Source organism: Serratia sp. root2, assembly GCF_031931805.1.
GTDB classification, from domain to species: Bacteria; Pseudomonadota; Gammaproteobacteria; order Enterobacterales; family Enterobacteriaceae; genus Serratia; species Serratia inhibens.
Genome location: NZ_JAUJXB010000001.1, coordinates 2,326,523 through 2,348,562, shown reverse-complemented (window position 1 = coordinate 2,348,562; position 22,040 = coordinate 2,326,523). Strand labels below are relative to the sequence as shown.

The window sequence follows — 22,040 nt, the reverse complement described above, 5'->3', positions numbered from 1 at the left end:
CTATGTTGCAAGTAAACGAACTGAATCAGTACTACGGCGGCAGCCACATTCTGCGCGGCCTGTCGTTTGAGGCCAATATCGGCGAAGTGACCTGCCTGCTGGGGCGCAATGGCGTGGGCAAAACCACGCTGCTGAAATGCCTGATGGGGCTGATCCCGGCCAAGAGCGGCACCATTCATTGGCAGGGCAGCGTGATCAACGGCAGAAAACCGCATCAGCGGGTGCAGGCGGGCATTGCCTATGTCCCGCAGGGGCGAGAGATCTTTCCACGCCTGACGGTGGAGGAGAATCTGCTGATGGGATTGGCGCGCTTTTCCGGCGCCGAAGCACGCAGCGTACCGGAGAATATCTATGAGCTGTTCCCGGTACTGCGGCAGATGAAGGATCGGCGCGGCGGCGATCTCTCCGGCGGGCAGCAACAGCAATTGGCGATTGGTCGCGCATTGGCCTGTCGGCCGCAGTTGTTGATCCTCGACGAGCCGACGGAGGGGATCCAACCTTCGGTGATCAAAGAGATTGGTGCGGTGATCAAACAGTTGGCGGCGCGCGGCGACATGGCGATCCTGCTGGTGGAGCAATTCTATGATTTCGCCGCCGAGCTGGCGGACAGCTATCTGGTGATGTCGCGCGGCAGCATCGTACAGCGCGGCGCTGGCAGCGCGATGGAGCAGGACGGGGTGCGCGGGCTGGTGGCGATCTAAATAATGGGCTGTGACGGTATTGGCAACGGAGGCATTCCCCCCATTTCGATACGGTGGGCTAAGGTAAGATGGGTTCTTAATATACCCTTTGAAAAGGAAAACTAAGGATAATTATGAACGAAATCACTGTGTCACGCCTGTCTTGCATCGTCCTGTCACTGTTCCCGGCCCTGTGGGGCATTTTCAGCCTGTTGAACAATACGGCAGATTTTGCCGGCACTGCCCGCCATGCCGTAGCGCCGCTGCTCGGTATGCAGGATACCTATCAGGTGCCTGGGCTGATGTGGCGCGCCATCACCGCACCCTGGGCCGGGGTGGTCGGGTTGGCGCTGATTACCCTGCTGGAATCCCTGGCAGGCATAACGGCAGCCTTTGGCATTGTGTTGATGGTGAAACATCTGGGCCATCCTTATGCGGCGTTTGCCAAAGGCAAAGCCTGGGCGATGCTGGGCGCGCTTTGCGCGATCGCGGTGTGGGGCCTGGGTTTTATGGTGATAGCCGGCGACTGGTTTATGGCCTGGCAGGCCAGGGACAACCCGCTGGCGGTACAGTTGGGCGCGCTGCTGTATATGCTGCCCAATGCGCTGGCGTTACTGCTGCTGATGGTGCAACGCGACGCTCGCTGAGCCTGCGGCCAGACGGGAGAGTGATTAAACTGCGGCAATCCTCGCGAAATTGTTGCCAAATGCTAACCTGCCTTCCACTGTCACATTTCGTTCATAACAGTGTCCTAGCATAATGCCTCTTAAATAAATTTATAACAAATCAACAGGTTAAAAATTTTAGAGGGAATGCACATGAGCGATAAACCGCATAACGATCTGCCGCCGTCCGCGGGCGACAACGAGCAACAACCGGCTAACCCGGCGCGCCGCCGTTTTCTGACGGGGGCTACCGCGCTGAGCGTCGGCGCCGCCATCGCACCGCTGGCCAGTGCTGCCGGTGAGGGTAATAAGAAACTGTTGTTGAACAGCCTGCCGGAAGGGGCGCAAAACCCGCTGCTGCGCCGTCATGTGAAAAACGTGGTGGTGATTTACGCCGAGAACCGCAGCTTCAATAACCTGTTTGCCAATTTTCCCGGCGTGGAAAAACCGCTGTCGGCGCTCAGGCCCGAAGAGTACCAGCAGCGCGATCGCGACGGTCGGTTGCTGGATACGCTGCCGCCAATCTGGAAAGGGTTGGTGCCGAAGGCGCAGGAAGTCGGGCACGTCAATTACAGCATTGGCGAGGATGCGGTATTCACCAATCAACTGCCGAATCAGCCGTTTGTCTTGACCGGGCCACAAGGGGAAAACCTGCCGCACGGCGTGGTGACGCGTGACCTGTGGCACGTTTTCTATCAAAACCAGATGCAGATCAACGGCGGTAAAAACGACAAGTTTGTCGCCTGGGCGGATTCCGGTGCGCTGACCATGGGCTACTACGGTGACGGCGCCTATAACTTGCGGTTGTGGACGCTGGCGCAGGAATTCACCCTGTGCGATAACTTCTTCCAGGGGGCGTTTGGTGGCTCCTTCCTCAATCATCAGTATCTGATCTGCGCCCGCCCGCCGTTTTACCCCGACGTACAAAACTCCATTGCCAAAGAGGGCATTGCCCAGCTTGAGAGCGATGACGCGGCTGACCCGCGCCTGAAGCCGCTGGGTGATTCGCCGGTCAGCGCGTCGTTCGGCATCCCGCTGTTTGGCAAGAGCCTGCTGACGCCGGACGGTTATGCGGTAAATACCATGGCGCCGCCGTATTGGCCGTCGTGGACCCGGGATGAAAAAGACCCCACGCTGGCGGATGCCACTCAGCCCAATGTGTTGCCGCCGCAAAAGCACGCGCACATCGGCGACCTGCTCAATCAGAAGGGCGTCGACTGGGCGTGGTACGCCGGCGGCTGGCAGTACGCGTTGGACAACCGCAAGGATCAGGGCGATTTTCCCGGCGCGCCGGACTTCCAGTATCACCATCAGCCGTTCAATTACTTCGAAAATCTGGGGCCGGGCAACCCACAGGCACGCGAAGCCCATTTGCGCGACGGCGGCATTGGCGACTCACCTGCCACCAACGCCTTTTTGGCGGCGGTAGAGGCAGGTACGCTGCCGCCGGTGACTTTCTACAAGCCGCAAGGGAACCTCAATATGCATGCCGGCTATTCCGATGTGGAAGCAGGCGATCGCCATATCGCCCACATCATCAACAGCCTGCGTAACGGCCCGCAGTGGAACAACAGCGTGGTGGTGATCACCTTCGACGAAAACGGTGGCTGGTGGGATCACGTTGCGCCGCCGCAGGGCGATCGTTGGGGGCCGGGATCGCGCATTCCGGCGTTGATCATCTCGCCGTTCGCCCGTAAAGGCTATGTCGATCACAAGGTATACGATACCGGCTCGATCCTGCGCTTGATCGGCCGGGTATTCGATCTGCCGATGTTGGAAGGGTTGGCTGAACGCGATAAAGCGATGGCGGAACGCGGTCAAAAACCGCTGGGGGATTTGACCGACGCGCTGGAGTTTCCGGCCTGATAGGGCGGGGCAAGCGCTGTGTTTACAGCGCTTTGTTCATATACCAGATGCCGATGGAACCCTGTGCGCTGGTGTAGCAGGTCTCGCCGCACAGGCTCAGCCCCTGGCGCTGATAAAAACGCTGGGCGCTGGTATTGCGTTGCAGCACCTCCAGCCACAGCATGGGTTGTTGCCTTTCAATAGCCCGTTGCTGTACCTGCTCAAAGAAAAGTTGGCCGTAACCCCGGCCGGCGTATTCCGGCAGAAAATAGATTTTCTGCAGCTCTGCACCGGTGGTTTGCGTCGGCGCCAGCAGGCTGTTGAAATTCAGCCGCGCATAGCCCACCAGATCCTCGCCTTCATAGCCCAGCAGCCAGCAAACTTCCGGATCCTGCAGCGTTTTTTCTAATGCCTCGACCGCAAAATCTTGCGCCAAAAAAGCGTCCAGCTCCTCTTTATAGTGCCAAAGTTCGCCGAAGTGCGCCTGATAGGTACGAATGCCGACGTCTCGAACCAGCAACAAATCACCGATCAAAGCCTGGCGGATAGTGAACATAGGGGCCTCATTGTGGGTTATGGCCAGAATACTGGCGATAGATTGGTGGTGAAAATTTAGACACTCAATTCCATACGAGATATACTCAATATACTCAATATCTGTATATGGAGGCAGTATGACGACTAAAGAACAGACTCATCGCCGTTCAGGCCATGGCATTTCAATGCAAATGCTGACTGCCGATCAGTTACAGCATCTTAAACCGGGTAAGCACACGACTCGGTATTTGGTTATTGAAGTCGATGCCGGAAACAATAAAGCAAAACGTGGTGATAAGGATACTGCCAGGAATGCGGCGTTGCGGGAAAAATTAGTAGCCATTGTAAACGACCCTACCCTGGATCCCCGCGCGGCAATGCAAATGTTGGAGATTGCGAGGGAGGTGGGGATGAAACGGCCAGTAGCAGAAGAGCCTGCTGAGACGTCTCCTCTTGGTGGAGGATCAAAAGCCAGTATTTTTGATGGTTTTGAAGCATTCCGTGGCAGAAATGAAGTCAGAAAACAGGATCTTCGTCAGTACATACTGGCAGATTCCACCTGGCTGACCTCATCCGATCTTTCCGATAAGGCCGGGTTCAGCAACCGTAATCGCAGTGCCGGTCCGAACGGGTGGAAGCAGCGCGGAAAAATTTTCGCGATCAACGTTGAGGGCCATGATCGTTATCCTGCTTACGCTCTTGATGAGGCTTATCAGCCGCTAAAAGTCCTTAAAGAGATATTGAGCGTTTTTGAGGGAACAAAAAGCCCATGGTCTATGGCAAGTTGGATGGGGACGGCAAACGGCTGGCTTGACGGGAAAAAACCTAAAGAACTCTTGCAGAAAGATCCCTCTGCCGTTTTGCATGCTGCTCGTAAAGAGAAGGAGGGGGCACAGCATGGCTGATGATTTGGTGCCACCGGCTGCAAAGATCAATATCAATAAGCGTATTTTAGAGGCAGGGACGCCGCTTTATCGTATTCATAGGGAAAAATATGCCGGTGACGCCTTTAATGCCAGCAGACAAGGAGACGCGCGATTCAGCCCGATAGTTAATGAGGACAGCCGAGTCATTGCCACGGCTTATGCCGGTGACAGCACCAAGGTAGCCTTTTGTGAAGTCCCGTTACACGATGTTGATTTTTCTCAAGTAAAAGTTGAGTTCGTCCATTTTCGTCACGTTTCCAACCCGCAGTAGTGATTCACCCGCCAAGATGCTTCGGCGTTTCCCGACGAAACCCCAGCCCGATAATGCGGCCGAACAGGCGCGGCAGCCAGCGGCTGTTGCCGACGCGGGTCATCAGGCTGGAACCGCCGCCGGCGCGGCGTTTTTTCGGTCTGCGTTGGCTCATCTTGATCTGCAGGAATTGGGTGGCTTTGGTGGGGAAATTGCGCCGGCGCTGTACCTGTTGCCAGCTTTGGATATCCTGCAGGCGATCGTCCTGAAACGGCGCCACTTCGGCGATGTGCAGCAAAAACCTCTCCAGGCCGTCTTGCTGAATCGCCTCGAAACTGCCTTTATCGATGGAATATCCGCACTGCCAATATTCGCCCCGGTCGATCATGATGAAGTTCTGTTTCGGGCCGGTGTGGCCCATCGACCAGGCCGGATCGCCGGGTTTTTTATCGAGCTTCATCCACAGCACGTCGCGCGGCGAGCCAAACGCGCGGCTGCTGAATGCCGCCTGTTCGCGCACCACCGAGTTGCGCCCGTCGGTACCGACCACCAGCTGGCTGCGCACGCGGATCGGGCCTTCGGGCGTGTCCGCCAGCACCCCGCATGCCTGGCCGCGGTCATACAGCAGTTGATGCACCTGCGCCGATTTGATCAGCGTGAATTCAGGGAAGGCAGCCGCTTTTTCTGCCAGAAAGTTGAGAAACTCCCACTGCGGCATGAACGCGATAAATTTGCAGCGCGTCGGCAGCCGGGTGAAGTCTGCCAGCGTGATATCGCGGCCGGCGATCTCGGCCTGCAGCGTTTCTGCGCGTTGGTGCGGCAACGTCAGCAACTCATCGAGCAGGCCAAGCTGATGCATGATTTCCAGCGTGGAAGGGTGAAGGGTATCGCCGCGAAAATCGCGCAGGAAATCGGCGTGCTTTTCCAGCACCGTTACGTTAATGCCCGCCCGCGCCAGCAGGTAACCGAGCATCAGCCCGGCAGGGCCACCACCGACGATGCAGCAAGAGGTGGCGTAAGGTGTGACAGGCGACTGTGACATAGCGGTTGGCCCTGACGATCGGCATCCTGCGGATCGTAATTGAATGACTGTATTTGATAATGATTATCAATATCAGGTCTGGCTGTCAACCCGCGGCGCAGTGTGGTCAAAGGGGACGGAAAGGTGGCCAACCCGGTAGCATTGGGTGCCGGGTTCCTGCGTCAGCGGTAGTTCCCGCCACAGATGCAGCCGCACCAGTTGCCAGGCGGCGGGATCAAACGCCACTATGCTGGCCACGGCATTGTTGTCCAGGGTAGCGGGATTGTCCTGCTGCTGGCGGCGCAACGCAGCCAGATCGCTGTAAGGTGCGATCGGCAGCGTTTGACGTGTGGCGCAGGTGGCTTCAGCGAGCCTTTGGCGGTCAAAATACGTCAGCCAGGGCAGCCAATGCGAAACCTGTGGCCAGCCAAAGGCCTGGCTTACCCCCCTGAACCCGTCGCCGGTCAGAAAATCGCTCATGCCGACACTGCTGTTCCACAGATAAAACGGTGCATAGAGATTTTCGCCGCTGTGCTCACCTTTCTGTGCATAGAGATAGGCTTTAATCAACAACTGCGGACAGTTATCCAGCAGGTGGCCAAAACGGCTGATGCGGTCGCGGATAATCGCCATATCGTAATCGGCGGGCAGGGGAAAATTGTATTGCATGGCAAGCATGATGATTCTCCTGAAAGACATTGACCCGGCGAGCATGACACGCCATCTTTATCAGTAAAATCGGCATTATTTTGATTAATGGTTCATAAAAACGGGATGGTCAGCATGGGGCGAGTCACCTTCGATCTCGACGATCTGCGCAGTTACGTTACCGGCATTGAGTTGGGCAGCTTCGCCAGGGCGGCGGAACGGTTGGGGCGATCGACCTCGGCGGTTAGCGCGCACCTGAAAAAACTGGAGCAGCAGATCGGTGCGCCGATCTTGCGAAAATCCGGGCGCGGAATGGTGATGACCGAGGCCGGTGAAACGCTGTTGGGCTACGCTCGCCGGCTGCTGGAACTGAACGACGAGGCTGCCGCTGCGGTGCGCGGGCTGGATTTACAAGGAACCGTGCGGCTTGGGCTGCAGGAAGATTTCGGTGAAACCTTTTTGCCCCAGGTGCTGGGCAGTTTTACCCGTGCCCATCCGAAGGTGCGCATAGAGGCGCGCATCGCCCGCAACGCGGAGCTGATCGACTGGGTGCTGAAAGGGCAGCTGGATTTGTCGCTGGCGTGGGACGGCGGCATCAGCACGCCGTTTCAGCAGGACTTGGGCCGCCGGATGATGCATTGGATCGCCTCGCCGAACTTCGATCTGAACCAGTGGCAGGGCGGTGATGAGCCCTTGCCGCTGGTGATGTTCGACGCCCCCTGCCTGATGCGCAGTGCGGCGACCAACGCGCTGGATCGCGCCGGTATTGCGTGGCGCATCGCCTTCACCAGCCGCAGCCTGAACGGTGTGTGGGCGGCGGTCAGCGCCGGGCTGGGGGTCACGGTACGCACCGATGCCGGGTTGCCTTCGGGATTACTCCGCCTGGCACCCGATGCCTTGCCGGCGCTCAGCCACATCGGTGTGGTGTTGCACCGCGCCGAAGAAAACCCCTCTGCGGCTATTGGACGGCTGGCGCAGATCGTGGCCGAACGGATCGACGGCTAGTCCTGTTCGATCGGTTGATTGCCGCTCAGCGCACCCCATTCGGTCCAGGCGCCGTCATACAGCTTCACCTGCGGTGCATCGAGCGACAGCAGGCCAAACGCCAACACCGCGGCGGTGACGCCGGAGCCGCAACTGGTGACGATCGGCCCGTTGATGTCCACCCCTTTATCGCTGAAGGTCTTCTTCAGCGCTTCCAGCGATTTGAAGCGGCCGTTTTCCAGCAGCTCGCCGTAAGGGATATTGATGCTGCCGGGGATATGGCCGCGATGCAGCCCTGGGCGCGGCTCTGGCGCTTCGGCGTAAAAACGCGGCGCGGCGCGGGCGTCCAAAATCTGTACCTGCGTGTTTAGCGCCTGCTCCACCTGTTGCATATTCACTACCGCATCGGCGTTGAAGCGGGCGTTAAAGGTTTGCGGTTCAGGCTGTGCCGGGCCGGTTTCCAGTGCCTGACCCAACGCAGTCCAACCGTTCAGGCCTTCGTCCAGTACGTAAACCCGCTGCGCGCCAAAGTTGCGGAAGGTCCACCAGCCGCGCGGGGCGGAAAACTGATTACCCTCGTCATAAAACACGATGGTTTGCTTATCGTTGATGCCCAGCTTGCCCGCTGCCGCGCTGAATTCCGCCGCCGTCGGCAACATGTGCGGCAGGGCGGTGTTTTTGTCGGCTACGTCGTCGATATCAAAGTACAGCGCGCCCGGTATATGGCCGCGTTCAAACTCGGCGAGCATATCCTTTTTCGGCACCAGGCCGACCGGGGACATCCTGACATCGACCACCACCAGATCTTCATCGTTGATATGCTGCGCAAGCCATTGTGGAGTAACCAGAAACGGAGAATTCATCGCTATTGTTCGCCTGTTGTGAAAACGGATTTTCACTATACACCAGCGGGCAGGAGGATGAGGTAAGATGATTGGCAAACGGGCGGAGAATCATGAGGCGTAATGGACAACGACAGCTTCGGCGGCGCCAAAATCGCGCTGCTGTGCGGCGACAGCTTGCTGACCTATCGGCGTGACGACAAAATCGGTATCCCCTGGCCGGGCTGCTGGGATCTGCCCGGCGGCGGGCGTGAAGGCGATGAAACGCCGCTGCAATGCGTGCAACGGGAAACCTTCGAGGAATTTGGCCTGCGCATTGCCGCTCGGCAGGTGAACTGGCAACAGCGCTATGACGGCATTCTGGCCGGCTATCCGCCCACCTGGTTTATGGTGGGCGAAATCGTGCCGGCGCAAATTGCCGCCATTCGCTTTGGCGATGAGGGGCAATGCTGGCAGATGATGACCGTCGACCGCTTTATCACCCATCCACAGGGCATTTCGCACCTGCAGCAGCGGCTGACGGCGTATCTGCGTCGCTAGGTCCGTTCCGTCGCCTCAACCCGGGCGATCAGCGCCGCGAGCTGGCGATCGGAAAACACTTCGATGCCATGCCGGCGCAGCAACTCGGCGGTAACGCCGCTGCCGGGTTTGGTCTGGCCGCTGAAAGAGCCGTCGTAGATAAACTGGCTGCCGCATGATGGGCTGCCGTCGGTGAGCAGCGCAAAACGGCAGCCGTGCCGCCGTGCGGTTTCCAGCGCCAGATGGGCGCCGAGCAGATAGCTGTCGGTGACGTCGTTGCCGCCGGCCTCCATCACCCGCGCCTGCTGGGCGAGCACGGTGGCGCCATTGGCGGCCGGGGTAATTTCTGCGCTGGGGCGCGGGGTGGAAAAACCGGCGGCCAACTCCGGGCAGCAAACCACCAGGCGGCCTTCGCGCTGCCAACGTTGCAGGGTCGCGTTGACCAGCGGTTTGTCGGAGCCGTTATAGCGAACTTTAAAACCGGCCAGGCAGGCGCTGAATAAAATCTTTTGCGGCATGATAGCTGTCTTCTGTCACGGGGGCGAAAGCGCGGGCCAACAGCCCGCACGCGCGGCTTTAACATAGCAGAGTCATGTCGACGATGGCAGCGCCAACCGGTTAATTTCTGCCGGTTCGATGATTTGCAGCGGCGTCGCACGTCGCGCAACCGCCAGCATCGCCAGCCCGACCCTTTCGGTCGTGGTGACCTGATTGGGGAACAGCCGCAAGGCACCCAGCCACAGGGGTTTAAACAGCGTATACAGCAAATGATAAGCACGGGTTTTGGAACGGATGCCGTGTAATGGCAGGATAGCGCCGGGGCGGAACATCACCGCACGGAACGGCAGCGCCAGCAGGGCGTTTTCGGTCGCCCCCTTGACTCTGGCCCACATGCTGCGGCCCTGTTCGCTGCTGTCGGTACCGGCGCCGGAAACGTAAATAAAAGTCATGGCCGGATTCAACCGCGCCAGTGGACGAGCGGCGGCCAGCGTCAGATCGTAGGTCACCGCGCGATAGTCGGCTTCGCTCATGCCGAAGGACGAGATGCCAAGGCAAAACAAGCAGGCGTCATAGCCGGCGAACTGCGGCTCCAGCGCCGACAGATCGTCGAGCGCGGGCGTCGTCAACTGCCTGAGTTTGGCGTGGCTTTGCGCCAGCGGGCTGCGGCCGACGCTGAGCACTTCTGTGACCTGCGGGTCGAGCAGGCACTCGCGCAACGCCCCCTGGCCGACCATACCGCTGGCACCGAAGATTATCACTTTCATCATCTGTTCTCCTGACGGGGGGCCACGCGCCGGCTGCGCCAGCGGTTCGGCGTTTGCGATTCCCACTGCATAAAAGCGCGGCTGAACGAATTCAATTCTTCAAAACCCAGCACGAAGGCAATTTCACCCGGCTCCAGATCGGTGTCCGACAACAGATGGCAGGCGGTGCGATGGCGGGTTTTATCCAGCAATTGCTGATAGCTGTAGCCCTGCTGTTGCAGCCGACGTTGCAGGGTGCGCGGGCTGACGTACAATTCGGCGGCCACGCTGTTTACGCTGGGCCGCTGCCCGCGCATGCTGCGAGCGAGGATTGCCATCACCTGGGCGGGCAGGCTGTCATCCTGCCGCGCCCTGGCCAGCTCGGCTTCCAGCCCGGGCAGCAACACGGCCAGACTGTCCTGGTTATAGGTAATAAACGGCTGTTTCATCAGTGCGCGGTCGAACACCAGCACGTCCAGCGGCGCGTTGAAATGGATCGGGCAGGAAAAATAGCGCAACAGCGGGGAAGCGGGATCCTGGCGGCGCGTCAGCTCGATCGCCTGGGGTTGGATCGCCATGCCGGTGCCACGACGGCACAGGGCGGTGATGTAGGCGAACATGGTATCAATCAGCAGGTCGGGAGCGTGGCCTTCGGCCATCAGCCAGCGGGTATGCAGCCGCACGCCATTGCCGTCTTCCATCAGCATCAGCTCCTCCGGGCATACCAGCCGCTTATAGCGGGCCACCTTTTGCAAGGCTTCCCCCAAGGTGGCGGAATGCAGCGCCGCGACCGAGGCGATATCGTAGTGCTCCGGCGCTACGTCGCCGCCGAGGCGCAAACCGAATGCGGCATCATTGGTCAGCCTGGCTAGCGCGCGCCAGACTTCAAAATACTGGTGGGTGGAAAGCCTGGCCTTTTCGCGTCCGTCGCTGAGCAACCCGCTGGGAAGGCCGGCCAGTTGGCTAACCTGTTCAATATCCACCCCCAACGCCGCGAAGCGAACTGCCAGCGCGCTGGAAACCGGAATTTGATCGCTGCTCATGATGATTCCTTTGGCTGCCTGTGAAGAAAGGCTCCAGTGTAAAAGGTTAGAGCATGCGCGGATAATCCGATTGCGACAAGCTTTACCCCCGCTGCGCGAGGGCGCTTTCGATGCCGGTTACCGGCGCCAACATTAGCCTTTGGATGGTCTCGCCGACCCGGCGAACCGCCTGTTCAATCTCTGGCGTCAGTTTCGGCGCGTAGTTGATGCGCAGGCAGTTACGGTATTTGCCGGAAGCGGAAAAAATGCTGCCGACGGCGATCTGCACACCTTGTTGTTCCAGATAGCGGTTCAGCCGCAGAGTATCAAATTCGTCGTCCAGCTCAATCCACAGCATAAAACCGCCGCGCGGCTGGCTGACGCGGGTGCCGGGTGGGAAGTATTTCATGATCCAACCGGTCATCCGATCGCGGTTTTGTTGGTAGCGGGTACGCATGCGCCGCAGATGCTGCAGGTAGTGGCCGTGGCGGATAAAGTCGGCAATCGCCAACTGCGGTTGGGTGGCGGTGGAGCCGGTGCCGATATATTTCATGTGCAGCACGCGCTCCAGATAACGGCCGGGGGCAATCCAGCCGATGCGCAGGCCGGGTGCCAGCGTTTTGGAAAAGGAACTGCACAGCAGCACGCGGCCATCGTCGTCGAAGGACTTGATGGTGCGCGGCCGCGGATACTGGTAGGCGATATCGCCGTAGACGTCATCTTCGATGATCGCCACATCATGGCGCTGCGCCAGCGTCAGCAAACGCTGCTTGCGCGCCTCGGGCATGATGTAGCCCAGCGGGTTGTTGCAGTTGGGCGTCAGCAGAATCGCCTTGATGGGCCATTGGTCCAGCGCCATTTCCAGCGCTTCCAGGCTGATGCCGGTCAGAGGATCGGTAGGGACCTCCAGCGCTTTCATGCCCAGCCCTTTCAGCGTTTGCATCGTGCCGTGAAAACAGGGGGAGTCCACCGCCACAATGTCCCCCGGTTGGCACACGGCGCGCAGCCCGGCGGACAGCGCTTCATGGCAACCGGTGGTGATCACCAACTGGTCGGCGCTTATCTGGCAACCGGAATCCAGCAGCAAGCGGGCAATTTGCTCACGCAATCCCATCACGCCCTGAATATTGTCGTAATACAGGCTGCGCAGATCGCCGTGGCGGCCCATATGTCCCAGCGCCTTTATCAGCGGTTTTAGTGTCGGTTCACTGATATCCGGCATGCCACGCCCCAGCTGTATCAGATCTTCACGCGGCTTGTTGCGGATCAGATCCAGCACCTGCTCCCACTGCGAAATGTCCACCGGTCGTTGTACCGGGCGTGTGACGGCGGGCAGCTCGGCCAATGTGCGCAGCCCCCGCACGTAGTAGCCCGATTTCGGCCGCGCTTCCACCAATTGGCTCTCTTCCAGCAGGCGATAAGCCTGTTGCACCGTACTGATGCTGACGCCGTGTTCCTGGCTCAGCGTACGTACCGACGGCAGGCGTTCACCGGCCGGATAAAGCCCCTGTTCGATGCGTTGGCTGAGGATGGCGGCCAGCGTGGCGTAGCGTGTCATACAGATACCCAAAATGAGAGTGAATGGGAAAATAACCGGCACAGATGGGATTAAATTAGACCATTCAGATACGCAGAGACAGCTTTTGTATGGAAAAAATACCACCGTCTTGAATCTGTACCGTTTTACCCCCGCGCCGCATCATGAACGTCGAGGCTAAACCGAAGGAGAACGTAATGATGACCCTGTTTGCAGATGGCGCGCCGGCGCGGAGCCGGTTACTCTTTTTCCGTTGGCGTTTGTACCTGCAACGCTACCGCACGCGTAAATCACTGTTGCTGCTGGACGACGCGCAGTTGGCGGATGTCGGTCTGACGCGCGCCGATGCGCGGCGGGAAGGGCGTAAACCTTTTTGGCTGGAATAATAAGGAAACGGCATGCTGAAGTTATTGGGTAAGGCGTCATCGATTAACGTGCGCAAGGTGCTGTGGACCTGCCATGAACTGGATGTGGCATTGCAGCGGGAGGATTGGGGCAGCGGTTTTCGCTCCACCCAGGAAGCGGCGTTTTTGGCGCTTAACCCCAACGGACTGGTACCGGTATTGATCGACGGTGAGCGGGTACTGTGGGAATCCAATACGATTTGCCGCTACCTTGTGGGCCGTGAAGGGCGCGACGACCTGCTGCCGCTGGAGCCGGGGGCGCGGGCCGGGGTTGAGATGTGGATGGACTGGCAGGCTACCGATCTGAACAATGCCTGGCGCTATGTGTTCATGTCGCGGGTGCGTCAGGATGCCGCTTATCAGGATCAGGCCCGGTTGGCGGACGCCGAAAGGGAGTGGAACCGGCTGATGGGCATACTGGAGCAGCATCTGGCGCAGGGCCAGGCTTATATGGCTGGCGCGGCTTTTAGCCTGGCGGATGTGGTGATTGGGCTGTCGTTGAATCGCTGGTTGATGACGCCGTTCTCGCGCCCGGATTACCCGAGTCTGAATGCGTATCTGCAGCGGCTTAAACAGCGGCCGGGGTTCTTGCTGTATGGCGCGAACGGTTTGCCGTGATATGAAATAAAATATCCATTTTATTCGTGCGTTCTTCACCGCCGGGTGCAGCGTAACGTGATCGCTGCGCCGTTGCATCATGGTCGGCAGGGTTTCATGAACGGCATCACGGATATGAGTTTTATTTTCTCCCTGGCTTGTTATTGAAATTTATATTCCATATAAATCTGTATCAGATGGCGCGTTTCATTAAACGGCGCGCCGGTCATACTATGGATATCGGCAGGGGAGAAGGTGATGAAACAGGTACGCGTTGGGTTAATCGGCACCGGCTACATTGGGCGTTGTCACGCTATTGCTTATGCGCAGGCGGCCACGGTATTTCCACTGAAAGGCGAACTGGTGCTGGAAATGCTGGCGGAAGTGACCCCGGAGTTGGCGCAACAGCGCGCCGCCGAATTTGGTTTCTCACGCTCTACCGGCGACTGGCGGCAGTTGGTGGCGGATCCGGCTATTGATGTGGTGGATATCTGCGCGCCAAACTTCCTGCACAAGGAGATGGCGCTGGAGGCGATCCGCCACGGTAAGCATGTTTATTCCGAAAAACCGCTGGCGCTGGATGCCAACGATGCCGCCGAAATGGTGCAGGCCGCCCGCGCCAAAGGGGTTAAAACGCTGGTGGGCTTCAACTACATGAAGAACCCGACCAGCCAGCTGGCGCGCGAAATTATCGCCAACGGCGAGATTGGCGAGGTGGTGCATTTCTACGGCACCCACAATGAGGATTATCTCGCCGATCCGCGCACCCCGATAGACTGGCATTGCCGCAAGGCCAGTGCCGGATTGGGCACGCTGGGGGATCTGGCGGCGCATATCGTTAACATGGCGCATTATCTGGTGGGCGATATCGTGGCGGTCTCCGGCGACATGCAGACCATTATCAAACAGCGGCCGGATGCCAAAGACCCGACGGTAATGCACGAAGTGGAAAACGAGGATCAGGCCAGTGCGCTGGTGCGTTTTGCCGGCGGTGCCATGGGCACTATCGAAACCTCGCGCATTGCCTGCGGGCGCAAGATGGGGCTGACTTACGTAGTGACCGGCACCAAAGGTACGCTCAGCTATACCCAGGAGCGGATGGCGGAACTGAAGCTGTATCGGCATGACGAACCGGTTGAGCGGCAGGGCTTCAAAACGCTGCTGGTGGGGCCGAAGCACCCGGACTACGCGGCGTTTTGCATCAGCGCCGGGCACGGTATCGGTTTTAACGATCAGAAAACGGTGGAGATCCGCGATCTGGTCAACGGCATTGCCGCTGGCGACCGCATGTGGCCGGATTTCGAAGAGGGCTGGAAAGTGTCCTGCGTGCTGGATGCGATAGCCGCTTCCGCCGAGCAGCGTCGCTGGCTGGAGATTAACCGCGACTGACGAAATAAACTCTGACGTTCATCAGTTAACAACGTCAGAGTTTAGGGGGGTAATAAGTTAACTGGCTAGTAACTTAATAAGTTAGTAGGCTACTAGCATAGCAACTAAAAAGCAAAGCAAGAACAGCCGAAGGCACCCCAGAAGGCGTTATCGTCCGAGATCGGAATACTGGATCTGCGGGCGACATCATGCTGATGCGCATGCACCCCACAGGGTCCGCAGCACTGGTGCGCCTGGTTCAGCACCCCGACCCGGGTCGCGGCCGAAGGCGCTGCAGAACGATAATGCCCCGGCACCTGAGTGACCGGCGACCAGTCCGGCAGTACCGGTATTGCCGGTGGCGCCAGCGATGAGAAGCTCCCGGCGGCGTAAACCACCTTGCCGTCTACCAGGGTCATCACCGATTCAATCCCCTTGATCTGCTCCTCGGGTACGCTGAAATAGTCTTGCGACAGCACGGCCAAATCCGCTAGTTGCCCGACCTTAATCTGACCTTTTTTACCCTGTTCAGTTGAGAACCAGGCGCTGCCCTGCGTCCACAACATCAACGCCGTTTCGCGATCCAACCGCGCCTGGTCATCGTACATCGCCATACCGCCGACGGTACGGCCGGAAACCAGCCAGTAGAGTGCGGTCCACGGATTGTAACTGGCCACGCGGGTGGCGTCGGTACCCAACCCGACCGGCAGCTCGGCCGCCAACATTTTTGCCACTGGCGGTGTCTGTTGGGTGGCTTCCTTGCCGTAACGTTCGGCAAAGTATTCCCCCTGGAAAGCCATGCGGTGCTGCACGGCAATGCCCCCGCCCAACGCTTTTACCCGCGCGATATTGCGCTCGGAGATGGTTTCCGCATGGTCGAAGATCCAGTGCAGGCCGTTAAACGGGATCTCGCGGTTCACTTTTTCGAAGACGTTCAGCATGCGGCTGATGGATTCGTCGTAGGTGGCGTGCAGGCGGAACGGCCAGCGGTGCTCGACCAGATGGCGCACCACGCGCTCCAACTCGTCTTCCGTGCCTTCCGGCAGGTCCGGACGTGGCTGCAGGAAATCCTCGAAGTCGGCGGCGGAAAACACCAGCATCTCGCCAGCGCCGTTATGGCGGTAAAAGTCGGTGCCCTGGCCCGGTTTCAGCATGTCGGTCCACAGTTGGAAGTCCTCCAACTCCTGCTTCGGTCGCTGGGTGAACAGGTTGTAGGCGATACGCAGGGTCAGTTGCTTCTTCTCATGCAGCTCGGAGATCACCTGATAATCATCAGGATAGTTCTGGAAGCCGCCGCCGGCGTCGATGGCGCTGGTCAGGCCAAGGCGATTCAGCTCGCGCATAAATTGACGAGTCGAGTTGATCTGCTGTTCCAGTGGTAATTTGGGGCCTTTCGCCAGGGTAGCGTACAGGATCATGGCGTTAGGCTTGGCAATCAGCATACCGGTCGGGTTGCCGTTGCCGTCACGCTGAATTTCGCCACCCGGTGGGTTTGGAGTGTCCTTGGTGTAGCCCACCACTTTTAGCGCCGCGCGGTTGAGCAAGGCTCGGTCGTACAGGTGAAGGATAAACACCGGGGTGTCCGGTGCCACCTGATTGATTTCGTCCAGCGTCGGCATCCGGCGTTCAGCAAACTGGAACTCGGTCCAGCCGCCGACCACCCGAACCCACTGTGGGCTGGGAGTGCGCAGCGCCTGCTCCTTCAGCATGCGCAGCGCATCGGCCAGCGACGGCACACCTTCCCAGCGCAGCTCCAGGTTGTAGTTCAGGCCGCCGCGGATCAGGTGCAGGTGCGAGTCGTTGAGGCCGGGGACGGCAGTGTGGCCGTGCAGGTCAATCACCTGTGTTTCAGGCCCCGCGTGTTGCATAACGTCGTTTTCACTGCCGACGGCGAGGAATTTACCGTCGCGGATAGCCACCGCTTGGGCAGTAGATGCCTCGCGATCGACCGTGTGAAATTTACCGTTGGTGATAATCAGGGAAGCAGGGTTGCTCATAACGTTCTCCCGGCAGGCCGCCTAGCGGCGGGTGAGCCATTGATGAAATACGCGTGTCACGATCGGCATCCAGAGGAAAACCACCAGAGCGACTACGGTGGCGTCATTGAGAAAGTGGCCGCTCAGCGTGCCGTTCAGTTGTGGCAACAGCTTGCCCCAGAACCAGGGCACCAGATTGGTGGAGGGGAAAATCACCAGCAGGGTGATCAAAAACTGTTTCCATTTGGCAGGCTGGCGGGTAGTGGCGCTCGGCGGTGTAAACCAGAATTCCGCACCGGGCCGAATTTCAATGCTGTCGCTCTCCAGCAGCAGCGGCGAAACTTCCTCGATGTAGCGTTTGCGCAGCGGTGAGTTCACCCACTGGGACAGATTGTCGAGGTTGTCAAAGCGCACCAGTATGGTGTAGGCCTGTTCATTGCCGATGGGGCGGATCACGTTAACGCCGAGATGACCGGCGAAATTGGCGGCCTCGGGCATAATGCGTTTCAGCCAGGCCTCATAAGGCTGTTCCTGCCCTGGTGCCAAATGGTGAGTGATGACTAACGTGACATGCTGCGGGTGGGCCATAGGAACCGACTCCAGAGAAAACCCGGCGACATGGCCGGGGTTAAGGTTTATTTCGCCACGCGCGCTGGCGCGTGATGCACCATGGTGTAAGCGTAGTCGACGCCCATGCCGTAAGCACCGCTGTGTTCGCGTACCAGTTCCATCACAGCGTCATAAGTCTCTTTGCGCGCCCAGTCACGTTGATACTCCAGCAATACCTGCTGCCAGGTTACCGGGATAGCACCGGCTTGCACCATGCGGTCGATAGAACGCTCATGCGCGTCAACCGAGGTACCGCCGGAAGTATCGGTGACCACGTAAACTTCATAACCGGCTTCGAGCGCCATCAGCGCCGGGAAAGTCAGGCATACTTCGGTCCACAGCGCGGAGATCACCAGCTTTTTGCGGCCGGTGGCTTCAACGGCTTTCACAAAGGCTGCGTCCTCCCAGGAGTTCATCGAAGTACGTTCAATCGGGGTGATTTCAGGGTGAACCGCCAGTAATTCCGGCCAGATGTAGCCGCTAAAGCTTTCGGTTTCAACAGAGGTGAAAAGGGTAGGGACATTAAAAATCTTGCCGGCTTTGGCCAGACCGACCACGTTGTTTTTCAGCTGCTGGCGATCAATATTGGCCACGCCAAAAGCCATTTGTGGTTGATGGTCAATGAATATTAGCGCAGAGTTATCGTTGTCAAGTAGTTGAAATTTAGACATGATTTACCTTCCCAGTGATACTTCGGTTTAACAACGGGTGAATGTAACGCCGATAAACCGCAGGGTAGACAGGGGCCGATTTCAAAGATAGCGCAGAATTTTTGCCATCTTGTTGAGTTTTTTTATACACGGGGGAATGCGGTGAGACTAAACCTGGAAGCGTTACTGATTTTGGATGCGCTGGATCGGCATGGTTCTTTCGCCGCTGCGGCTTCGGCACTGTTCAAAACGCCATCGGCGCTGAGCTATATGGTGCAAAAACTGGAGAGCGACCTCGAGATTACCCTGCTTGACCGTTCCGGCCACCGGGCGAAATTCACCGATACCGGCAAACTGATGTTGGAGAAGGGCCGGGTGCTGCTGCGGGCGGCGCAGGATCTGGAACAGCAGGCGCGCTATGTGGAAAACGGTTGGGAGAACGAGATCACGTTGGGTATTGACGCATCCTTCCCGTTCGAACGGCTGTTGCCGCTGATCGAAGAGTTTTATCAGCGCCATCACCATACCCGTTTGAGCTTTAGCCATGAGGTACTGGCCGGCTCCTGGGAGTCGCTGGTTTATGGTTGCGCGGACATTATTATCGGCGCTATTTGTGAGCCGCCGTCGCGCGTAGGTTATGCTTTCAGTCAATTGGGGCGGCTGGATTACGTGTTTGCCGTGGCCCCGCAACATCCGCTGGCGGCGTTGGCCGAGCCCTTGCTGAAGGCCGATATCCGGCAGCACCGTGCTGTGGTGGTGCGGGATACCTCGCGGGTGAATGCACCGCAGAACCTGAATATCCTCGAGGAGCAAGATCAACTGACGGTCTTTGGGTTTGACGCCAAACTGCGGGCGCAGCTCCGCGGTCTTGGCTGCGGCTATCTGCCACGCTATTTGGCCGAACCTTATCTTAAAAGCGGCGAACTGGTAGCGAAAAGCGTCGAAGCGGAACGTTGCAGCGATATCGCCTATTTTGGCTGGCGTGAAAGCGCCACCGGCCTGGCGGCAAAATGGTGGCGCGAACGGTTGCAGCAGTATGCCGATGCGGGGGATGTCTACCCGGGTCTCTGATTAGCATTTTTGAAGCATGATAAAAGGAAAATCGGGTAATGAAAGGCGAACATCGGTACGACGTGGAAGTGAACTGGGAAGGCAATTTGGGCGCCGGTACGCCGGATTACAAATCTTACGGCCGCGATCATCGCATCAGCGCCGCAGGCAAGGCGGATATTGCCGGTTCCGCCGACCCGGCCTTTCGCGGCGACGCCGCCCGCTGGAACCCGGAGGATCTGCTGGTGGCCTCGGTCAGCGCTTGCCACAAACTTTGGTATCTGCACCTGTGCGCCACCTCGGGGATTTCGGTGCTGGCCTATCAGGACAACGCCATCGGCATCATGCGCGAAGATACCCAGCGCGGCGGGTTCTTTACTTCGGTTACGCTGCGCCCGCGGGTAACGATTCGGGATGGCGACGATCTGCAACTGGCGCAGCAACTGCATGAAAAAGCGCACCACCTGTGCTTTATCGCCAACTCGGTTAATTTCCCTATCGAATGTCAGCCGCAGGCCGTCTATGCAAATAGCTGATTTTTAACTTTGCTTTACCGCTTTCGTTATTTTGAGCGCCCATGCGGCTCGCAGATACTGAGGAAAATTTCCTACAGCGAGCCGCAGCATGTCCTCACCTCAAAGCCACAGCCACTACCTGCATTCTGCCCAGCGCAGCTGGATCCGGCAGCTTAACCGGCGCTGGTACTGGCGGCTGGAGCTGCCGACCTGGGGCATTATGGCGGCGGTTTACGGCGGCTGGTTTGGCGTGGCGGAGTACTGGCAGACGCTGGGGCCGTGGCTTGGCACCCCGCTGCTGATCCTGCTGACCACCTGGTATATGTCGCTGCAACATGAACTTATCCACGGCCACCCAACGCGCTGGCCGCGAGTCAATCAGCTGTTTGGCCTGTTGCCGCTGGCGGTGTGGTATCCCTATGGTCTGTATCGCGATTCGCATATTCAGCACCACCGCAACGAACACCTGACCGATCCGCATGAAGATCCCGAAAGCTATTATTTCAGCCAAGCCCAATGGCAGCGTTTCCCCCGGTTGTTCCCGCTGTTGGCGAAAGTGCGCAATACGCTGGTCGGGCGGGTACTGCTTGGCCCGGCGCTGGATATTGCCGCTACGTTGGTCAATGCACTGAAGGCTATCGCCGCCGGCGAACTGCGCACGCTGGCGATGTGGCTGGTGCACCTGCTGCTGTTGGCGGCGGTGCTGGGCTGGTTGCAACAGCAGGGCATTGGCGCGGCGTTCTACCTGTTGGCCATCAGTTACCCGGCGCTGGCGCTGACCAAGGTGAGGTCGTTTTTTGAGCATCGCGCCGTTGAAGCTCCGCAGGCACGTTCTATTATTAATGAGGCGGCGTGGCCGTGGCGGCTGCTGTTTCTCAATCTGAACTATCATTTAGTTCACCATGACCTGCCCGGCCTGCCGTGGTACGGTTTACGGGAAGTGTATCTGGCGGAGCGCGGCGCGTACCGGCAGCGCAGCCAGGGATTTGTGGTGCAGGGTTATGGCCAATGGGTGAACGACTACGCCTTTACTCCGGTTGCCGTTGAGGTTCACCCTTTCAGCGGCGGCGAGACGCCGACGGCGTACCAGGGCGAACATGAAGTCTGGCCGGCAGAGACATTGATTGCGCGATGGAAGCGCGCTTCTCAGGATTTTCCAATCGATCTGGCCAAATAGCCGGAAAACACACAACAAGAGGAAAAAGTATGGCTATCACCCCATCACGTGGACGTTTCTTTGCTCTGGCGTTGACCTTGCTTGCCGCGAGCGTCGGCGTGGCGCAGGCGGCCGATACGGTGCGCGTCGGGTCCAAAATCGACACCGAAGGTTCGCTGCTCGGCAACATCATTGTGCAGGTGCTGGAATCCAATGGCATCAAAACCACCAACAAATTGCAACTCGGCACCACCAAGGTGCTGCGCGGGGCGATCACCTCCGGCGAGATTGACGTTTATCCGGAATACACCGGCAACGGCGCATTTTTCTTCTCCGATGAGAAAGACCCGGCTTGGAAAAATGCCCAGGCCGGTTTCGAGAAGGTGAAGAAGCTCGATTATGACAAGAACAAAATCGTCTGGCTGGCTGCCTCGCCGGCCAACAATACCTGGACTATCGCCATCCGTCAGGACGTGGCGGATGCCAACCACCTGAAAACCCTGGCCGACCTCGGCAAGTGGATCAACGGCGGCGGCAAATTCAAGCTGGCGGCCTCGGCGGAGTTTATCGAGCGTCCGGACGCTCTGCCGGCGTTCCAAAATGCTTACGGCTTTAAACTGAATCAGGATCAACTGCTGTCGCTGGCCGGCGGCGATACTGCCGTGACCATCAAGGCGGCGGCGGAGCAAACCTCCGGCGTGAATGCGGCGATGGCCTACGGCACCGACGGCCCGGTGGCGGCGCTGGGGCTGCAAACGCTCGAGGATCCAAAAGGCGTGCAGCCGATTTACGCGCCGGCGCCAATTATTCGCGAGGCGGCGCTGAAACAGCACGCCAATATCGCCGAATTGCTGAAGCCGGTATTTGCCTCGCTGGATGGCCCGACGCTGCAGAAACTCAATGCGCAGATCGCGGTAGAGGGCCAGGATGCCAAACAGGTTGCGGCCGCTTATCTGAAAGAGAAAGGATTTGTTAAGGGATAATGCCGATCTTCC

The 22,040-nt window shown here is 58.6% G+C and carries 25 protein-coding genes; 14 read left to right on the top strand and 11 right to left on the bottom strand.

Annotated features, from left to right (window positions below):
- The first annotated feature begins 2 nt into the window (after nucleotides 1-2).
- The 3 genes from urtE (at nucleotide 3) to acpA (ending at nucleotide 3,211) form a co-directional block, all read left to right on the top strand.
- A complete protein-coding gene (gene urtE, locus QZQ97_RS10790; RefSeq protein WP_311993436.1) occupies nucleotides 3-701 on the top strand; it encodes an urea ABC transporter ATP-binding subunit UrtE in 699 nt (232 codons plus the stop codon).
- A 113-nt stretch (nucleotides 702-814) separates the two neighbouring features.
- Entirely contained in the window at nucleotides 815-1,327 is a 513-nt protein-coding gene (locus QZQ97_RS10785) for a DUF2165 family protein (protein WP_311993435.1), read from the top strand.
- A gap of 171 nt (nucleotides 1,328-1,498) precedes the next feature.
- Complete coding sequence (acpA, locus tag QZQ97_RS10780) at nucleotides 1,499-3,211, top strand: acid phosphatase (RefSeq protein WP_311993434.1); 1,713 nt, start codon at nucleotides 1,499-1,501, stop codon at nucleotides 3,209-3,211.
- Between the two features lie 22 nt (nucleotides 3,212-3,233).
- On the opposite strand, the gene QZQ97_RS10775 is transcribed toward acpA, so the two are convergent.
- On the bottom strand, nucleotides 3,234-3,746 hold the full coding sequence (locus tag QZQ97_RS10775; protein ID WP_311993433.1) for a GNAT family N-acetyltransferase: 513 nt from the start codon (nucleotides 3,744-3,746) through the stop codon (nucleotides 3,234-3,236).
- A gap of 118 nt (nucleotides 3,747-3,864) precedes the next feature.
- Here QZQ97_RS10775 and QZQ97_RS10770 point away from each other — a divergent pair, with 118 nt between their 5' ends.
- Together QZQ97_RS10770 and QZQ97_RS10765 are read left to right on the top strand one after the other, a co-directional pair.
- Nucleotides 3,865-4,632, top strand: a complete 768-nt coding sequence (locus tag QZQ97_RS10770; RefSeq protein ID WP_311993432.1) for a hypothetical protein — start codon at nucleotides 3,865-3,867, stop codon at nucleotides 4,630-4,632.
- Nucleotides 4,625-4,924 carry an RES domain-containing protein gene (locus tag QZQ97_RS10765; RefSeq protein ID WP_311993431.1) on the top strand — a complete coding sequence of 100 codons (300 nt, stop codon included), beginning with the start codon at nucleotides 4,625-4,627 and terminating at the stop codon, nucleotides 4,922-4,924. The genes QZQ97_RS10770 and QZQ97_RS10765 overlap by 8 nt, the downstream gene beginning before the upstream one ends.
- Before the next feature lie 4 nt (nucleotides 4,925-4,928).
- Here the strand turns inward: QZQ97_RS10765 and QZQ97_RS10760 are convergent, their stop codons facing one another.
- Complete coding sequence (locus QZQ97_RS10760) at nucleotides 4,929-5,945, bottom strand: FAD-dependent oxidoreductase (RefSeq protein WP_311993430.1); 1,017 nt, start codon at nucleotides 5,943-5,945, stop codon at nucleotides 4,929-4,931.
- A gap of 72 nt (nucleotides 5,946-6,017) precedes the next feature.
- A complete protein-coding gene (locus QZQ97_RS10755) occupies nucleotides 6,018-6,602 on the bottom strand; it encodes a DUF4865 family protein (RefSeq protein ID WP_311993429.1) in 585 nt (194 codons plus the stop codon).
- Nucleotides 6,603-6,707: 105 nt separating this feature from the next.
- Here QZQ97_RS10755 and QZQ97_RS10750 point away from each other — a divergent pair, with 105 nt between their 5' ends.
- A complete protein-coding gene (locus QZQ97_RS10750; protein ID WP_311993913.1) occupies nucleotides 6,708-7,577 on the top strand; it encodes a LysR substrate-binding domain-containing protein in 870 nt (289 codons plus the stop codon).
- Here the strand turns inward: QZQ97_RS10750 and sseA are convergent.
- Entirely contained in the window at nucleotides 7,574-8,419 is an 846-nt protein-coding gene (gene sseA / locus QZQ97_RS10745) for a 3-mercaptopyruvate sulfurtransferase (protein WP_311993428.1), read from the bottom strand. The genes QZQ97_RS10750 and sseA overlap by 4 nt on opposite strands.
- 102 nt (nucleotides 8,420-8,521) lie before the next feature.
- On the opposite strand from sseA, the gene QZQ97_RS10740 reads away from it, so the two are divergent.
- Complete coding sequence (locus QZQ97_RS10740) at nucleotides 8,522-8,938, top strand: NUDIX hydrolase (RefSeq protein ID WP_311993427.1); 417 nt, start codon at nucleotides 8,522-8,524, stop codon at nucleotides 8,936-8,938.
- On the opposite strand, the gene QZQ97_RS10735 is transcribed toward QZQ97_RS10740, so the two are convergent.
- The 4 genes from QZQ97_RS10735 to QZQ97_RS10720 form a co-directional block, all read right to left on the bottom strand.
- Entirely contained in the window at nucleotides 8,935-9,435 is a 501-nt protein-coding gene (locus QZQ97_RS10735; protein WP_311993426.1) for a DUF523 domain-containing protein, read from the bottom strand. The two genes, QZQ97_RS10740 and QZQ97_RS10735, sit on opposite strands and share 4 nt — an antisense overlap.
- Before the next feature lie 72 nt (nucleotides 9,436-9,507).
- Entirely contained in the window at nucleotides 9,508-10,182 is a 675-nt protein-coding gene (locus QZQ97_RS10730) for an epimerase (protein ID WP_311993912.1), read from the bottom strand.
- On the bottom strand, nucleotides 10,182-11,204 hold the full coding sequence (locus QZQ97_RS10725; protein WP_311993425.1) for an AraC family transcriptional regulator: 1,023 nt from the start codon (nucleotides 11,202-11,204) through the stop codon (nucleotides 10,182-10,184). The genes QZQ97_RS10730 and QZQ97_RS10725 overlap by 1 nt, the downstream gene beginning before the upstream one ends.
- 82 nt (nucleotides 11,205-11,286) lie before the next feature.
- The gene (locus QZQ97_RS10720; protein ID WP_311993424.1) at nucleotides 11,287-12,741 is read right to left on the bottom strand and encodes an aminotransferase-like domain-containing protein; all 1,455 of its coding nucleotides are present in this window, start codon (nucleotides 12,739-12,741) and stop codon (nucleotides 11,287-11,289) included.
- Between the two features lie 176 nt (nucleotides 12,742-12,917).
- On the opposite strand from QZQ97_RS10720, the gene QZQ97_RS10715 reads away from it, so the two are divergent.
- From QZQ97_RS10715 to QZQ97_RS10705, 3 genes are all read left to right on the top strand, one after another.
- The gene (locus QZQ97_RS10715; RefSeq protein ID WP_311993423.1) at nucleotides 12,918-13,106 is read left to right on the top strand and encodes a DUF1127 domain-containing protein; all 189 of its coding nucleotides are present in this window, start codon (nucleotides 12,918-12,920) and stop codon (nucleotides 13,104-13,106) included.
- Between the two features lie 12 nt (nucleotides 13,107-13,118).
- The gene (locus QZQ97_RS10710) at nucleotides 13,119-13,742 is read left to right on the top strand and encodes a glutathione S-transferase family protein (RefSeq protein WP_311993422.1); all 624 of its coding nucleotides are present in this window, start codon (nucleotides 13,119-13,121) and stop codon (nucleotides 13,740-13,742) included.
- Nucleotides 13,743-13,979: 237 nt separating this feature from the next.
- Nucleotides 13,980-15,110 (top strand): Gfo/Idh/MocA family protein, encoded by a 1,131-nt coding sequence (locus QZQ97_RS10705; RefSeq protein WP_311993421.1) that lies wholly within the window; start codon nucleotides 13,980-13,982, stop codon nucleotides 15,108-15,110.
- A 104-nt stretch (nucleotides 15,111-15,214) separates the two neighbouring features.
- On the opposite strand, the gene QZQ97_RS10700 is transcribed toward QZQ97_RS10705, so the two are convergent.
- The 3 genes from QZQ97_RS10700 to QZQ97_RS10690 are packed head-to-tail and all read right to left on the bottom strand — an operon-like array spanning nucleotide 15,215 to nucleotide 18,345.
- Nucleotides 15,215-17,086 (bottom strand): amidohydrolase, encoded by a 1,872-nt coding sequence (locus QZQ97_RS10700; protein ID WP_311993420.1) that lies wholly within the window; start codon nucleotides 17,084-17,086, stop codon nucleotides 15,215-15,217.
- 21 nt (nucleotides 17,087-17,107) lie between these two features.
- Nucleotides 17,108-17,653 (bottom strand): antibiotic biosynthesis monooxygenase, encoded by a 546-nt coding sequence (locus QZQ97_RS10695; RefSeq protein ID WP_311993419.1) that lies wholly within the window; start codon nucleotides 17,651-17,653, stop codon nucleotides 17,108-17,110.
- Nucleotides 17,654-17,700: 47 nt separating this feature from the next.
- Nucleotides 17,701-18,345, bottom strand: a complete 645-nt coding sequence (locus QZQ97_RS10690) for a hydrolase (RefSeq protein ID WP_311993418.1) — start codon at nucleotides 18,343-18,345, stop codon at nucleotides 17,701-17,703.
- A 141-nt stretch (nucleotides 18,346-18,486) separates the two neighbouring features.
- On the opposite strand from QZQ97_RS10690, the gene QZQ97_RS10685 reads away from it, so the two are divergent.
- From QZQ97_RS10685 to osmF, 4 genes are all read left to right on the top strand, one after another.
- The gene (locus tag QZQ97_RS10685) at nucleotides 18,487-19,395 is read left to right on the top strand and encodes a LysR substrate-binding domain-containing protein (RefSeq protein WP_311993417.1); all 909 of its coding nucleotides are present in this window, start codon (nucleotides 18,487-18,489) and stop codon (nucleotides 19,393-19,395) included.
- Nucleotides 19,396-19,433: 38 nt separating this feature from the next.
- Nucleotides 19,434-19,910: an OsmC family protein gene (locus QZQ97_RS10680; protein ID WP_311993416.1), complete on the top strand. Its 477-nt coding sequence runs from the start codon at nucleotides 19,434-19,436 to the stop codon at nucleotides 19,908-19,910.
- Nucleotides 19,911-19,998: 88 nt separating this feature from the next.
- Nucleotides 19,999-21,066, top strand: a complete 1,068-nt coding sequence (locus tag QZQ97_RS10675; protein ID WP_311993415.1) for a fatty acid desaturase — start codon at nucleotides 19,999-20,001, stop codon at nucleotides 21,064-21,066.
- A 29-nt stretch (nucleotides 21,067-21,095) separates the two neighbouring features.
- Nucleotides 21,096-22,028 carry a glycine betaine ABC transporter substrate-binding protein OsmF gene (osmF, locus tag QZQ97_RS10670; RefSeq protein WP_013812085.1) on the top strand — a complete coding sequence of 311 codons (933 nt, stop codon included), beginning with the start codon at nucleotides 21,096-21,098 and terminating at the stop codon, nucleotides 22,026-22,028.
- The last annotated feature ends 12 nt before the right edge of the window (nucleotides 22,029-22,040 follow it).